General features: G+C 50.6%; 12 protein-coding genes. 8 read left to right on the top strand and 4 right to left on the bottom strand.

The features are described from left to right. Nucleotides 1–20 precede the first annotated feature (20 nt). Nucleotides 21–659: a hypothetical protein gene (locus NGM62_RS02270; protein ID WP_262245569.1), complete on the top strand. Its 639-nt coding sequence runs from the start codon at nucleotides 21–23 to the stop codon at nucleotides 657–659. Here NGM62_RS02270 and NGM62_RS02275 read toward each other — a convergent pair. Further along, complete coding sequence (locus NGM62_RS02275) at nucleotides 652–1,545, bottom strand: hypothetical protein (protein ID WP_262245570.1); 894 nt, start codon at nucleotides 1,543–1,545, stop codon at nucleotides 652–654. The genes NGM62_RS02270 and NGM62_RS02275 overlap by 8 nt on opposite strands. Before the next feature lie 220 nt (nucleotides 1,546–1,765). Between NGM62_RS02275 and NGM62_RS02280 the strand changes: the two genes are divergently transcribed. From NGM62_RS02280 to NGM62_RS02295, 4 genes are all read left to right on the top strand, one after another. Continuing rightward, nucleotides 1,766–3,019: a DASH family cryptochrome gene (locus NGM62_RS02280; protein ID WP_262245571.1), complete on the top strand. Its 1,254-nt coding sequence runs from the start codon at nucleotides 1,766–1,768 to the stop codon at nucleotides 3,017–3,019. 145 nt (nucleotides 3,020–3,164) lie between these two features. Next, the gene (locus NGM62_RS02285) at nucleotides 3,165–5,960 is read left to right on the top strand and encodes a 2-oxoglutarate dehydrogenase E1 component (RefSeq protein WP_262245572.1); all 2,796 of its coding nucleotides are present in this window, start codon (nucleotides 3,165–3,167) and stop codon (nucleotides 5,958–5,960) included. A gap of 22 nt (nucleotides 5,961–5,982) precedes the next feature. Continuing rightward, a complete protein-coding gene (odhB, locus tag NGM62_RS02290; protein ID WP_262245573.1) occupies nucleotides 5,983–7,236 on the top strand; it encodes a 2-oxoglutarate dehydrogenase complex dihydrolipoyllysine-residue succinyltransferase in 1,254 nt (417 codons plus the stop codon). 22 nt (nucleotides 7,237–7,258) lie between these two features. Then, nucleotides 7,259–8,281: a hypothetical protein gene (locus NGM62_RS02295; protein WP_262245574.1), complete on the top strand. Its 1,023-nt coding sequence runs from the start codon at nucleotides 7,259–7,261 to the stop codon at nucleotides 8,279–8,281. Here NGM62_RS02295 and NGM62_RS02300 read toward each other — a convergent pair. Continuing rightward, the gene (locus NGM62_RS02300) at nucleotides 8,268–9,029 is read right to left on the bottom strand and encodes a DeoR/GlpR family DNA-binding transcription regulator (protein WP_262245575.1); all 762 of its coding nucleotides are present in this window, start codon (nucleotides 9,027–9,029) and stop codon (nucleotides 8,268–8,270) included. The two genes, NGM62_RS02295 and NGM62_RS02300, sit on opposite strands and share 14 nt — an antisense overlap. Before the next feature lie 174 nt (nucleotides 9,030–9,203). On the opposite strand from NGM62_RS02300, the gene NGM62_RS02305 reads away from it, so the two are divergent. From NGM62_RS02305 to NGM62_RS02315, 3 genes are all read left to right on the top strand, one after another. Further along, entirely contained in the window at nucleotides 9,204–10,796 is a 1,593-nt protein-coding gene (locus NGM62_RS02305; protein WP_262245576.1) for a glycerol-3-phosphate dehydrogenase/oxidase, read from the top strand. Nucleotides 10,797–10,841: 45 nt separating this feature from the next. After that, nucleotides 10,842–12,326, top strand: coding sequence for a glycerol kinase GlpK (glpK, locus tag NGM62_RS02310; protein WP_262245695.1), 1,485 nt, complete (start codon nucleotides 10,842–10,844; stop codon nucleotides 12,324–12,326). Nucleotides 12,327–12,390: 64 nt separating this feature from the next. Next, complete coding sequence (locus NGM62_RS02315) at nucleotides 12,391–13,125, top strand: MIP/aquaporin family protein (protein WP_262245577.1); 735 nt, start codon at nucleotides 12,391–12,393, stop codon at nucleotides 13,123–13,125. 10 nt (nucleotides 13,126–13,135) lie between these two features. Here the strand turns inward: NGM62_RS02315 and NGM62_RS02320 are convergent, their stop codons facing one another. Both NGM62_RS02320 and coaE read right to left on the bottom strand, forming a co-directional pair. Further along, nucleotides 13,136–14,104: an MBL fold metallo-hydrolase gene (locus NGM62_RS02320; protein ID WP_262245578.1), complete on the bottom strand. Its 969-nt coding sequence runs from the start codon at nucleotides 14,102–14,104 to the stop codon at nucleotides 13,136–13,138. Beyond that, complete coding sequence (gene coaE / locus NGM62_RS02325) at nucleotides 14,104–14,697, bottom strand: dephospho-CoA kinase (RefSeq protein ID WP_262245579.1); 594 nt, start codon at nucleotides 14,695–14,697, stop codon at nucleotides 14,104–14,106. The genes NGM62_RS02320 and coaE overlap by 1 nt, the downstream gene beginning before the upstream one ends. Between the last annotated feature and the right edge of the window lie 18 nt (nucleotides 14,698–14,715).

Consider the following 14,715-nt stretch of genomic DNA (forward strand, 5'->3'; position numbering starts at 1 on the left):
GAAAAGGAGGTACCCATATCATGAAAACAATCCTCACATGGCTCGCCGTCTTTGTAGCCGGCACCGCAGTTGCTCAAGACGCCGATACCATACATATCGCTAAACTCGAAATCGGGCGGAACAAGAAGGAAGTTTTTAACAGCCGCGATTCGTCGCTGGTAGTCCATATCGATACCTTGGTGATGAAAGATAAAAGCCAATTGGTGTTTTTCGGGAAAAAGGACGTCCAACTTCGGGTGGACCACGCTTTGATCGAAAAACGCGGGTATATTTTCGGAACCGATGGTAAAAACAACGGTACCGACTTCGGTATCGACATGCGGTTCGAAAAGTTGGGGGCACTCTTCGTTCTCGCCGGAGGCCAGGATGCGAAAAATAATGGATCGCGGACGTTCCCCAATGGCGATGGTGGGGATGTGATGTTCACCTATGACAAGGGGGGCATTACGCCCCAGACGGACAACAGGAAAGCGGTTCATTACCTACAGATCGACACGCGCGCCGGCGGATACCGCGTGAATCCTCAAAGCGACCTACGCAATATCTATAGCATGATTAACCAAGGGACTGCTGGGCGCCCGCTGGGCAACCTTTCGCAGGGCATGGTATACTCCGGATCGCCCGGTAAAGACGGTGAAACCACACTGGAAGCTAGGTAGTGGGCGCAGGGCGGCTCGTGCCCAATGCTTCCCTAACCGATGCCTGGTAGGACGAAAGACTGACAGCTGGATATAGCGTATTCAGACCGTTATTCACGGCTACCAGGTCTTTCCGCATATAGGCGTTAAAGGCGGCTGCCACATCATGCTCAAATTTGTAGATATAGCGGCCTAAAAGGGCTGAAACAGGCCTACCCAACCCGGGCAGCGCAAGCACTTTCTTCTTTAGCTTAGCAATATCCATATACCGCTCAAAAGCGTCTTTATATGTCATCACCTCTGGCCCCCCCACGTCGAAAACCTTCCCATAAGTACCAGGGTCGCATAGCATCTTATTCAGGTAAGCACAAACATCGAGCAAGTGGATGGGTTGGCACCGGCTTACTGCAAATTCCTTCGGCAGGACCACCAGTTTCGATTTTGCCAAACTTGACAGGATATTCATCAGTACAGACCCCTTCCCGATAATATTGCTGATTCTTACCACCGTATAATCCAAACGGCTACGACCCAGATACTCTCTTATGGCACCTACATTGTCATCGGCCAATTTGGTGACATAAATAAGGTGTTGGCAATCAGTGAATTTGAGCGCCCTAACAAACCGTTGTAGCGCGATGAGATCCATCTCCATACGGATACCAATCTCGTCTACAGGTGATTGATTGAAATAAAAGGCGACCTGGGTATCCTTGTCAAAGCCAATGGGGAGCGCCCCTCTAAATAAATCTCCTTCCTGTACTTTTATACCGTATTTCTCGGGCACATGCTTATAAAAGAACTTCTTGTTCCGTATCAAACAGGCCACCTCATGCCCCTCGTCAGACAAGCACACAGCTACGTTCCTTGCTAAGTAATTATTCAGGCCGGTAATTTGGACTCTCATATACAAATGCTACTACCACGCTTATTGAGGCGGCTCGGTAAATTATTAGTATTAGCTATTACAATTGAAAACAAAATATGTTTCCTACGTACAGATATTTTTGTGCAAACTTACGGTAAACGGTTTGTGTTTTTATTGTAAATATTCGCACCATAGGGCCCAAACGGCATTCCCATAAATAATAAAGGTTATATTTGTGACATTTAATCCCCGCTTAAGTATGGAAAAGAAGACAATTTTGGTTTGGTTCAGGAATGACCTGCGTATCCATGATAATGAGATACTGCTTCGTGCCGTTGAACGCAGCCAAACGATTGTCCCTGTTTACTGTTTCGATCCAAGATATTTTACAGATACCGACCTTGGCACCAAGAAAACCGGGGTGCTCCGGGCGGCATTCCTACGTGAAAGTGTTGCTGCTTTGCGTCAGGACTTAAAGGAACTTGGTGGCGATCTGATCATTGCCCAGGGTTACCCCGAAATAATCCTCCCCCAAATTACCGAAAAATACGGTGTGGACGAGGTTTACCACCACCGTGAGGTGGCCTTTGAAGAAACCCGGATATCGGGGCTCGTGGAGGCGGCGTTGTGGAAAATGCAGATCAACCTACGCCATTTCATCGGCCACACATTGTACCATAAGGAAGATCTGCCTTTCCCTATCAAGGATATTCCGGATGCATTTGCCACATTCAGGAAAAAAACCGAACGGGAGAGTTCCATCCGCCCCGAATTGGGCCGCCCCGATACAGTCCGCATACCGGAAGGGATGGAAGCTGGCAACCTACCCCACCTTTCCGAACTGGGTTTCAGCAAAACAGCCACCGAATATGCAGCTAATCTCCGATTCGAAGGCGGTGAGCGTGCGGCACTCAAACGCATGGATGCCTTTTTATATGGCGACCATGACTCATCAGACTACTCATGCCTCTCGCCGTATATTGCCATCGGTGCGTTATCGCCCAATACGTTCTACCACGCGGTAAAAGAGGCCGAGAAAAGCGTAATCGACAAAAAGCGCAGTGAGCAGATCATACTCAAATTGCTATGGCGTGATTATTATCGCTTTATGTTCAAAAAACACGGCAACCAATTTTTCCAGTTGGGCGGTATGACCGGGATCCCACCCGAAACGATTGCCGACGACCAAAAAGCATTTGACCAGTGGAAAACGGGTAAAACGGGTTGCTCAATAGTAGATAGCAGCATGAAGGAGCTCAACGAAACAGGGCACATTACCCATCACCAGCGCGTGATTGTAGCTTCCTACCTGATACACCACCTGAAAGTCAATTGGCTTAAGGGCGCAGCATGGTTTGAAGAAAAGCTGCTGGACTACGCGCCGGCCAGCAACTACGGAAGCTGGGGTCACGCCGCAGGCGTAGGAAGCAGCGTGAAAGACAACAAGCCTGTTGACATCAAAAAATTGAGTGCACGGTTTTACCCTAAAGAGGCGCTGATGCCTGATGGTTAAACATGATGTACTTATTCAGACAAAGGCGGGCACGAAATCGCTAAAATCGCATTACAGCCAAAAATTGGCTGTAAAATTGTAGTATATTGCTATGGCAAACGATTTAATAATTATAACTTTGACGCAGTATTGCATAAACAACTAAATGGACAAGCTTTCTTACCTAAGTAACGCAGATTCGGCCTACATCGACTCGTTATACGAAGCCTATAAGGAGGATCCCGATTCGATTGACTTCGGTTGGCAGAAATTCTTTGAAGGTTTTGATTTCGGACAAAATGGGGCAGCCGCCGGCGCACCGGCGACCCCCGACCATGTGTTGAAAGAAATCAACGTCTTGAACATGATCAACGGTTATCGAGACCGCGGCCATCTGTTTACCGAGACCAATCCGGTACGCCAACGCCGGAAATACTATCCCGGCAAGGAATTGGAAACCTTCGGGCTGAGCGAGGCCGACATGGACACGGTATTCAATGCCGGTGTGGAGGTAGGGTTAGGTCCCGCTACACTACGCGATATCAGGCAACTGATCGAAGATACTTACTGCCGCTCTGTGGGGGCAGAATTCAAATATATCCGCAGCCCCGAAAAGATAAAATGGCTGCAAGAGCGGATGGAAGGTGAACGGAATACGCCCAACTTCCCAATCGAAAAGAAAAAGCGGATCTTGCAGAAGCTCAACGAAGCGGTAGTATTTGAAAACTTCCTGGGCACGAAATTCCTCGGCCAAAAGCGCTTCTCGCTCGAAGGGGCTGAAAGCTTGATACCGGCGCTCGACTCGATTATCGAAAAAGGTGCCGATCTAGGCATCCAAGAGTTCGTGATTGGCATGGCGCACCGCGGCCGGCTCAACGTGCTGACCAATATCTTGGGTAAATCGTATGAGAGCATCTTCTCCGAATTCGAGGGCAAGACATACGTAGAGGACGCAGAACAGGATTTCGGAGGCGATGTGAAATACCACCTCGGCTATTCTACAGACATCGTCACAGACAACGATGCCAGCGTGCACCTCAGCCTGGTGCCTAACCCTTCACACCTGGAAACCGTAGATCCCGTGGTCGAAGGATTGGTGCGATCGAAGATTGATATGAAGTACGATGGCGATGCCACCAAGATCGCCCCGATACTCATCCATGGCGACGCTGCCATCGCCGCACAAGGTATCGTGTACGAGGTCATCCAGATGTCTAAACTGGAAGGTTTCCGCACCGGGGGCACCATCCACATCGTGGTGAACAACCAGGTAGGGTTCACCACCAACTTCAAGGACGGCCGTTCCTCGACCTACTGTACAGATATTGCCAAGGTGACGCTGTCGCCGGTCTTCCACGTAAACGGTGACGACGTCGAGGCGCTTGTATATGCCATCAACCTTGCCGTGGAATACCGCCAGAAATACCACACAGACGTATTCATAGACTTACTCTGCTACCGCAGGTACGGGCACAACGAGGCGGATGAGCCTAAATTCACCCAACCCCTGCTGTATAAGGCGATTGAAAAACATCCGAATCCGAGGGAGATTTATAATAAAAAGCTGCTTGAGCAGGGCAGCGTCGACGCCAGCTTGGCCAAGGAGATGGAAAAGGATTTCCGTAAATTGCTCCAGGACCGACTAGACGACTCGAAAGAAGAAGAAAATCTTACCCAAGACAACCCGATGTATTCGGGGGCCTGGAAAGGACTACGGAAGGCGAAATATGAGGATATTTTCGTACCCGTTAAAACCAGTGTCACCGAAAAGGTATTTCTATCGCTCGCAGAAGAAATAAACACCCTTCCCAAAGACAAGAAGTTTTTCCGGAAGATCTCACGCCTCTTCGATGAGCGCCTCAAGATGGTCGAATCCAAAACATTCGATTGGGCCATGGGCGAACTTATGGCCTATGCGACGCTACTCAACGAGGGCTCACGCGTGCGGATAAGCGGGCAGGATGTGGAACGTGGTACATTTTCCCACCGTCACGCCGTCCTTACACTGGAAGACTCGGAGGAAGAGTATATTCCATTGCAACAAATCAACGGCGGCAATCGGTTCAACATCTATAATTCCCACTTATCCGAATACGGAGTATTGGGATTTGAATACGGCTACGCACTTGCCAATCCCCAATCACTAACGATCTGGGAAGCCCAATTCGGCGACTTTTACAACGGCGCGCAGATTATCGTGGATCAGTACATCTCGAGTGCCGAAACCAAGTGGCGGCGTTCCAACGGACTGGTTATGCTTCTCCCCCATGGGCTTGAAGGCCAAGGACCCGAACACTCATCAGCGCGCATTGAGCGTTTTCTTGAACTGTGCGCTGAAAACAACATGCAAATTGCAAACTGCACCACACCGGCCAACTTCTTCCATGTATTGCGCCGGCAACTCAAGCGGGCATATCGCAAACCGCTGATTGTCTTCACACCGAAAAGCTTACTGCGCCACCCGAAAGTCGTCAGCAATATCAGTGAGTTTATCGGCAAGTCGCAATTCCAGGAGGTTATCGACGATAGTTACGTAAAGACTGCCGACGTGAAGCGGGTTCTCTTCTGCTCGGGCAAAATTTACTATGACCTACTCGAAAAACAGCAAGCAGACGAACGCAAAGATGTGGCCATCGTGCGCGTAGAGCAGCTGTACCCCACCCCAATGGACAAACTCCGAGCAATACGGTATAAATACAAAAATGCCACGGAGTTCTTCTGGGTGCAGGAAGAACCGGAAAATATGGGTGCATGGCCTTACATTTGCCGGAAATTCAGGAACCGTAATATCACATTGGACGTTATATCGCGGAAAGAAAGTAGCAGCACCGCCACCGGATATGCGAAACAGCACATAGCCCAGCAACTTGCCGTCGTGGGCCGTGCATTTGAAGACAAGGCAGGTGCGGAAGTGAAAGAAAAGGTAAAAAACAGCGTGAAAACCGCTGCCAAAGTAGATTAACCAGGAAATAAAACAGTTGTTTATGAGCTTAGAAATCAAAGTACCGACCGTAGGTGAATCCATTTCGGAGGTCACCCTATCGCAATGGATCAAACAGGATGGTGACTATGTGGAGATGGACGAGACAATCGCCGAACTGGAATCGGACAAGGCAACTTTCGAGCTGCCTGCTGAGAAGGCGGGGATTCTGCGGACGGTAGCCCAGGAAGGCGATACCCTCGAAATCGGGGCCGTGGTTGCGACTATTGAGGAAGGCGAAGCTCCCGCATCGGGCAGCGATACCAAAGCCGATGAGCCTGAAAACGCAGCTACACCCCAAGCCGACAGTAAACCTGCACCACCGACCGACAACAGTAGCTCAATCAGCTATGCCACCGGTATTGCCTCTCCGGCGGCGGCTAAAATCCTGCGTGAAAAAGGGATTGATCCGGCTGCTGTGAAAGGCACTGGCAAAGACGGCCGGATCACCAAAGAAGACGCTGAACAAGCTTCGGCCCCGCAAACGAAGCCTGCCGCTGAAACCAAGCCTACAGCAGCTGCGGCACCGCCACCGAGCACAGGTGCCATTAGTGGCCCACGCAACGAACGGCACGAGAAAATGTCGTCGCTCAGGAGAACGATTGCCCGACGATTGGTAACCGTAAAGAATGAAACGGCCATGCTCACCACCTTCAACGAGGTGAACATGAAGCCCATTATGGATCTCCGTGCCAAATACAAAGAAACGTTCAAGGAGAAATTCGGCATCGGTTTAGGATTTATGTCGTTCTTCGCCAAAGCGGTGTGCACAGCATTGAAAGAGTGGCCCTCAGTAAATGCAAAGATAGTGGAGGACGAAATCGTATACCACGATTTCGTAGATATATCCATTGCCGTGTCTGCTCCGAAAGGACTTGTTGTGCCGGTAATCCGTAACACAGAGTCATTGTCTCTCCATGAAATCGAAAAAGCAGTGGCCGAACTGGCATCAAAAGCCAGGGAGAACAAACTGACCATCGAGGAGATGACGGGTGGTACCTTCACCATTACCAATGGTGGTGTTTTCGGGTCACTGATGTCTACGCCAATCATCAATGCGCCACAATCAGCCATTCTGGGCATGCACAACATCGTTGAACGCCCGGTGGCCGAAAACGGACAGGTAGTTATCCGCCCCATGATGTACGTTGCGCTCTCATACGACCACCGTATCATCGATGGCCGTGAGTCCGTGAGCTTCCTTGTGCGGGTAAAACAGCTACTGGAAGACCCTGCTCGCTTATTATTGGAGGTTTAAGCCGCGGCAGCTCGCTTTTACTATGATTGCTGCCTCACGCCGTATACCTGTCCTGTTTGCCGTGCTGCTCGCTTTTACGGCAGCGCATGCCCAGGACATCGGGTGGAATGTAGACTTCCACGGCTTTGCGGACAACCGGGAATATGCACACTCGGATAGGTATTCCCAGTCCATACTCGGCATCCGTATTGCTCCCGAAATCTATTTTTCGCTGGATAGCAGCCATTTTTTACATACCGGCATCAACTACCTGCATGAATTCGGCTCGCGAAGCACCAGCGATGGAAATGTTTCACCCACCGTCTACTACAACTATAAGCGTCAAGGACACGACTTCTTTATCGGCATGTTCCCACGTTCGGGTTTGCTAACCGGTTACCACCGCGCAATCCTCAACGATACTCTCCAATATTACCGCCCAAACGTCGAAGGCCTGCTGTGGCGCTATACCCGAAAAGCGTTTCGCCAGCAATTGTGGATCGACTGGACCAGCAGGCAAACGGAAACCGAAAGGGAACAGTTCCTAGTAGGTGCCTCTGGCCGGGCCAACATCGGGATAGCGCATGTATCGCACCAAATTACCTTATGGCACAATGCGGGGAGCAAGTCCGCTGCCGGCGTTGACAGCAGACCGATACGTGACAACGGTGTGGCAATGGTGAAGCTCGGTGCCGACCTCACACACCTATCATTCCTTGACTCACTGGATATAAGCGGCGGTGGGATCGTGGTTTTTGACAGGCTACGCGGGGTTTACAATTGGCATATACCTAAAGGATTCATTGCCGACCTGTATGCGGAGTACCGAAAGTTCTTCGTCGCCAATAGCTTCTATTCGGGAGAAAGCCTACCCATTGTATACGGTGATCGGTTTTACACGTCCAACCGCTATAACCGGCTGGACATCGGCTGGAAACCACTCCAATATAAGGGTTTGGAAAGCCAGTTTACGCTGAGTTTCCATTTTACCCCGGGCGCGGTGGACAACCAGCAGCAGTTCACACTACGTTACCGAATTGGCAGGCTGTACGCTATACCACAGTAACTTTAACCCCCCTACTCTCCAACGCCTTCACGGTATGAGGTGGTATACCGCTGTCGGTAATGATCCGGTCTACCTCGTCAACCCCGCAAATCCGACCGAATCCACGCTTACCGAATTTGGTTGAATCGGCCAGCACAATCACTTTTTGGGATACTTCCATCATTTTACGGTTAAGGTGGGCCTCCTGCACATTCGTCGTTGTCAGTCCAAATTCAATATCTATCCCGTCGACCCCAAGAAAAACCTTGCTGCAGAGGAAATCGTCCAAGATACGCTCTGCGTAAAGGCCCGCTACCGAAGTGGAACTTTTCCGGAGGGTCCCACCGAGCTGCAATATTTCGATATTAGGATGTTTAATCAGTTGCACGGCAACGTTCAACGCGGAAGTTACCACCGTCAGATTACCTATCGGTTGAATTTCTTTTGCCATCGCCTGTACTGTCGTGCCGGACGCAATGATAATCGAATCGTTGTCCGAAATAAGCGAAGCTGCTTCCCTTGCAATAGCGGCCTTTTCGGCTGCCTGCATCCGCTCCTTCTCAAATACTGTCCGATCAGCGGCGTATGGGTTTATCAATGTCGCGCCCCCATGCGTACGGAACAGTAGTTGACGATCCTCCAATAATTTCAAATCCTTTCGAATGGTAACGGATGAAACGCCCAGTATTTCGCATAGATCCGCAACATTTACCGAACCACTTTCCTTTAACTTACTTATTATAAGCTGATGGCGCTCTACATTGTTCATATTCTTGACTATATCGGCAACTAAGATACATATTTAGTAATGACTATTTAATTTCACTTTACTTTCGAATTATATTTTTTCATTTCACTTTGTTATTTATGAAGTATTATTTAGGTTTGTGACTGCAATTAACAAACATCGCGTATCACATGTATTTATCTTCATCCCCCACCCATGCATAACCCGTCGTTAGACCGCCAAAGAGGGCTTTCTGAAGTCAGCAAACCGCTCGTTTGGGACCTCGTTGTTATTGGCGGCGGGGCAACCGGCTTAGGTATCGCGGTCGATGCCGCATCGCGGGGATACAAAACCTTATTACTCGAACAGCATGATTTTGCTAAGGGTACTTCTAGCAGGAGTACAAAACTGGTACACGGCGGTGTGCGTTACCTAGCTATGGGCGACATAAAACTGGTTTACAGCGCACTACGTGAGCGCGGCTTGATTTTCCAGAATGCACCCCATGTTGCGCATACCCGGCCCTTTATCATTCCATGCTATTCCCATCTGAGCAAATGGAAGTACCTGATTGGGCTGAAACTCTACGATTGGCTAGCCGGTAGATTCCGTATCGGGCAATCTTCTTTTGTATCAAAGAAAGAGGTAAGCCAGCGCTTCCCCACCATGAAAACCGTCGGCCTAAAAGGCGGCGTACGTTATTTCGATGGACAATTTGACGATGCACGGCTCGCGATTAACCTTGCACAGACAGCAACGGCTCACGGCGCCACCACCCTTAACTACTGCAAGGTCGTTGCACTTCGGAAAGACGTGTCTGGCAAAACAAGCGGAGTGGTCTTCACTGACAGTGAAACCAATAAGCAGCTGGAAATCGATGCGAAGGTTGTTATCAATGCCACTGGGGTGTTTGTAGACAACATCCTTCAGCTAGATATACACGAACACCGCCCTATCGTAAAACCGAGCCAGGGTATCCACATCGTAGTAGACCGCTCTTTTCTGGGCGACAATGATGCATTGATGATACCCAAAACCAGCGATGGCCGTGTACTTTTTGGAGTTCCTTGGCATAACCATGTACTTCTTGGCACAACAGACACCCCGATAGACACCCATAGTCTGGAGCCTCGGGCATTGGAAACAGAAATCGAATTCATCCTCAACACGACAGCTGCCTATCTCAACCCTTCACCTCAACGAAAAGATATTCTAAGTATATTCGCTGGACTGCGACCGCTTGCGGCCCCAGCTAAGTCAGATGGGTCAACGAAGGAGATATCCCGCGACCACAAACTCATCGTGAGTGCATCGGGACTGATTACAATCACGGGCGGCAAGTGGACGACGTATCGGAAAATGGCAGAAGAAACGGTCGACAAAGCCGCAATGGTTGCTGGCCTCGATTTCAGCCCTTGTCGAACCGAAGCTATAAAAATACACGGTTACACAACATCCGGGGAGACGACGGGCCATTGGGCTGTTTACGGAAGTGATGCTCCCTACATCCGGTCTCTATGTGACAGCACCCCGCAGCTGGGGGAAAAGCTGCATAATGATTTCGAACATACCGCCGCGGAGGTCGTATGGGCCGTGCAGCATGAGATGGCGCGGACCGTGGAGGATGTTTTGGCACGGCGGCTTAGGGTACTTTTCCTCGATGCCGCAAAATCGATTGAGATGGCACCAAAGGTGGCGGCAATCATGGCAGAACAGTTGGCCAAAGGCGACGAATGGATTACTGACCAACTCGACCGCTATGAAAAACTCGCCAAGGGATATCTAGCCAATACGACAGTATCTAAATGAAATTGCAAGCAGTAAACACGAACAAAAACGCAAATAACCAACATGATGAACCAATATATCTTATCGTTAGACCAAGGGACTACAAGCTCACGGGCAATTATTTTCGACAAAGAGGGCCAAGTGATCGCCGTTGCACAGAAAGAATTCAAACAGTATTATCCACAATCGGGCTGGGTGGAACACGACGCCCAAGAAATCTGGTCCAGCCAACTATCGGTTGCCACCGAAGCCGTAGCTAAAGCAGGCCTTCGCGCCGATTCGATAGCAGCTATCGGTATCACCAATCAGCGCGAGACTACCATTATCTGGGACCGCGCAACAGGCCGCCCCATCCATTCGGCTATCGTTTGGCAAGACCGACGGACGGCCGGATACTGCGACGAGCTGAAAGAAAAGGGTCACGGCGAGACCATCCGGGAAAAAACAGGCTTATTGATCGATGCTTATTTCTCTGCCAGTAAAATCAACTGGCTCCTCGACCATGTTGAGGGGGCACGTGAAAAAGCGGAAAGAGGCGAATTAGCTTTCGGCACCGTAGACTCTTGGCTGGTATGGAATCTCACTGGCGGCGAAAAGCATGTCACCGACGCTACCAATGCATCGCGTACGATGCTATTCAACATCCATACGCTCCAATGGGACGAGGAGCTCCTGAAACTATTCGATGTACCTAAGAGTATGCTGCCTGAAGTCCGGAGTTCTTCCGAAATATATGGCACAACAGCGGCCAACATCCTTGCCGCCCGCATCCCTATTGCCGGTATCGCGGGTGATCAACAGGCAGCCCTCTTCGGGCAACTGTGTACCAAACCCGGAATGGTCAAGAACACGTATGGTACGGGCTGCTTCATGTTGATGAACATTGGTGATAAGCCTGTCCTATCAAGCAATAATTTAGTGACTACTATTGCTTGGCAGCTGGGCGATAAGGTGAGTTATGCCCTCGAAGGGAGCATCTTCATCGGTGGGGCCATCGTGCAATGGCTACGTGACGGGCTGGGTATCATACGCAAGTCATCCGACGTCGAAGAACTGGCATCAAAAGTAGCGGATACCGGCGGGGTGTACCTCGTCCCGGCCTTCGCCGGCTTAGGTGCCCCCCACTGGGATCCCTACGCAAGGGGCACCATTGTAGGGCTGACACGGGGCAGTACAGCTGCCCATATCGCGCGGGCAGCGCTTGAAGGGATTGCATTCCAAACCGTCGACATCCTCCGTGCCATGGAGGCCGATGCAGGCACGGAAATCAAAGAGCTCCGGGTAGATGGGGGGGCCACAGCGAACAACTTATTGCTCCAGTTCCAGGCGGATATCTTGCAGACAGAAGTGGTAAGACCGCAAATTACCGAAACAACGGCCATCGGGGCGGCCTATCTAGCCGGATTGGCGGTTGGCTTGTGGAAACATCCGGATGAAATCCAGAACCAGTGGCAGATTGATAAGACGTTCGAACCGGATATGGCATACGACCACGGTTCGGCTTTGAAAAGCTGGCACCGGGCTGTGGAAACGGCACAAACCTTCAAATAGGCATAAGTTCAGGCTTCGGCCGTAAAAACGCAAGTAGTTAAAACACAAAAGTAAAAGAAGAAAAATGACCCCATTCATCGCAGAATTCATCGGCACAGCTTTTCTTATCCTGCTCGGGGGCGGGGTTGTGGCCAACGTCGTCCTCCACGGTACCAAAGGGCACAATAGCGGATGGATTGTCATTACCACCGCATGGGCATTGGCTGTCTTTGTGGGTGTGGTAATCGCAGGCCCGTATAGCGGGGCCCACCTCAACCCAGCAGTTACCTTTGCCATGTATGTGGCCGGCAATATCGGTGGTGTTGAAGCGTTGGACTATATACTCGCGCAGTTCATTGGTGCAATGGTAGGCTCGTTCACGGTGTGGCTACTATACAAGGACCATTTCAAAGGTACGGCCGATGCTGGGGCAAAACAGGCTGTTTTCTGCACAGCTCCCGCCATCCGCAACCTCCCTATTAACCTACTCAGTGAAATTGTGGGTACGTTTGTACTTTTGTTTGCCGTCTTTTACTTTACCGATGCAGAGCTGGGCAGCGACAGCACCACACCAATCGGACTCGGCTCACTGGGTGCCATCCCGGTGGCGTTCGTCGTGTGGGTAATTGGCCTGGCTTTGGGTGGGACCACGGGCTACGCCATCAATCCGGCACGCGACCTTGGCCCACGCATTGTACATGCGCTGTTGCCTATAAAAGGCAAAGCTGGGTTTGATGCACGATATGCATGGGTACCCATCGTCGGGCCACTGGTTGGCGGCGGACTTGCTGCCTTGATGTTCCTTTGGTTGGGCACCTAACCACAACCACCTACGGTATAACTTGCTGTTGGTCCAAAATCCGTCTTACGGGGATCACCCCCGCGAAAAAACTTGCCAAATGCCGTCCATCGCCGTGCACCGTCCAGATTTCGCGGGGTGATACGCGGCCTACATAGTCCAGAATATCGTTCCAATCCACATGGTCGGAAATATAGAGCGATAAATCGTTATTACGTTGCAGGTGCTCCCACCCCGATGCAAACACACGAACAAACGGGGTTGCCCTGTAGTAACTATTGAATGCCATCGGTGGGACTAGGTAAACATGATGGTTTAGGCTATTTTTCAATGCCCGGCGATTATAGGGTTCATAGCGTAAATGAGATACCCCCATTGCAGTATATAGGCGGTGGAACGGTAATATACCATGATGTACAAATACCCGCCTGTCCGGGCAGATCCTATTCAACAACGAGGTGAGCCGCTGCGCTTTTCCCAATGCATAGGTTCCGATCAGGACATGATGTGGTATGCCATTAATCTTCGATATTTCTGCCACCGGGTCGGGATGTGATACCTTCGGGTCGGCAAACGTGCTTTCTGTAATCAGCACGTCCGCCCGTAAGGTTTCAAGCGGTTCACATGTGTCGTCGTGCTGCAACTTGTAATCGCCCGTAAACAAATAAGTGGTTTCCCCGTAGGCCATCACTATCTGTGCCGATCCTAGCATATGGCCCGCAGGTATGAAGCGGAGTACCACCCCACCCAGTGAAAACTGTTGATGATAAGGGGTTTCCACAAAGGCATGACCAGCTTCGCCACGGTAACGAAACCGCATAAAAGCCACCGTTGGCGCCGTAGCGTAAACGGTATGCTGGCCACGGCTCGCATGGTCGGCATGGGCGTGGGTTATCACTGCCCGGTGCACGGGCAGTATAGGGTCGATGAAAAAGTCACCGTAACGGCAGTAGTAACCCTCAGCACGCTGGACAATGAAATCAGGCAGAATAGCTCCCATTATGACTGCTTAGTGCGAAAAAAACGGTCCAGCTCCAATACCTGCGGAATGAGGGCTTGCTTACCATCGTTGATGATTATAAAATCCGCAAGCCGTGCTTTTTTCTCATCGGTCCATTGCCGTTGTATACGTGCGCGCACTTGTTCAGCGGTTATCCCATCGCGTTGCACTACCCGCCCGACCCGTACAGCCTCGGGGGCGGTCACAAGCACCGTGTAGTCGTTCAGCTCAAATGAGCCGCTCTCGAAGAGCAATGCGGCCTCCTTAATGGAATAGGGCCCTTCTTGCCGGCGGGCCCATTCTTCCCCTGCCTGTATGGCCACGGGGTGTACCAGTTTGTTCAGTTTCTCGAGGCGTTGCCCGTCATTGAACACTTGGCTCGCCAGATAACCCCGGTTTAACGTGCCATCATGGTAGTATGCCTCTTCGCCAAACTCCGCCCGTATTGCGGCAACCAATCCCTTGTGGGTGATCATTAACCGTTTGGTTTCACTATCAGCATCAAAAACGGGTATCCCCAAAGTACTGAATATCTGGCACACTGTAGACTTGCCACTACCGATCCCTCCGGTTATCCCTACCTTTATTGGCATCTATGTTCCATTTTAAAT

The organism is Parapedobacter soli (genome assembly GCF_025460835.1).
GTDB classification, from domain to species: domain Bacteria; phylum Bacteroidota; class Bacteroidia; order Sphingobacteriales; family Sphingobacteriaceae; genus Parapedobacter; species Parapedobacter soli.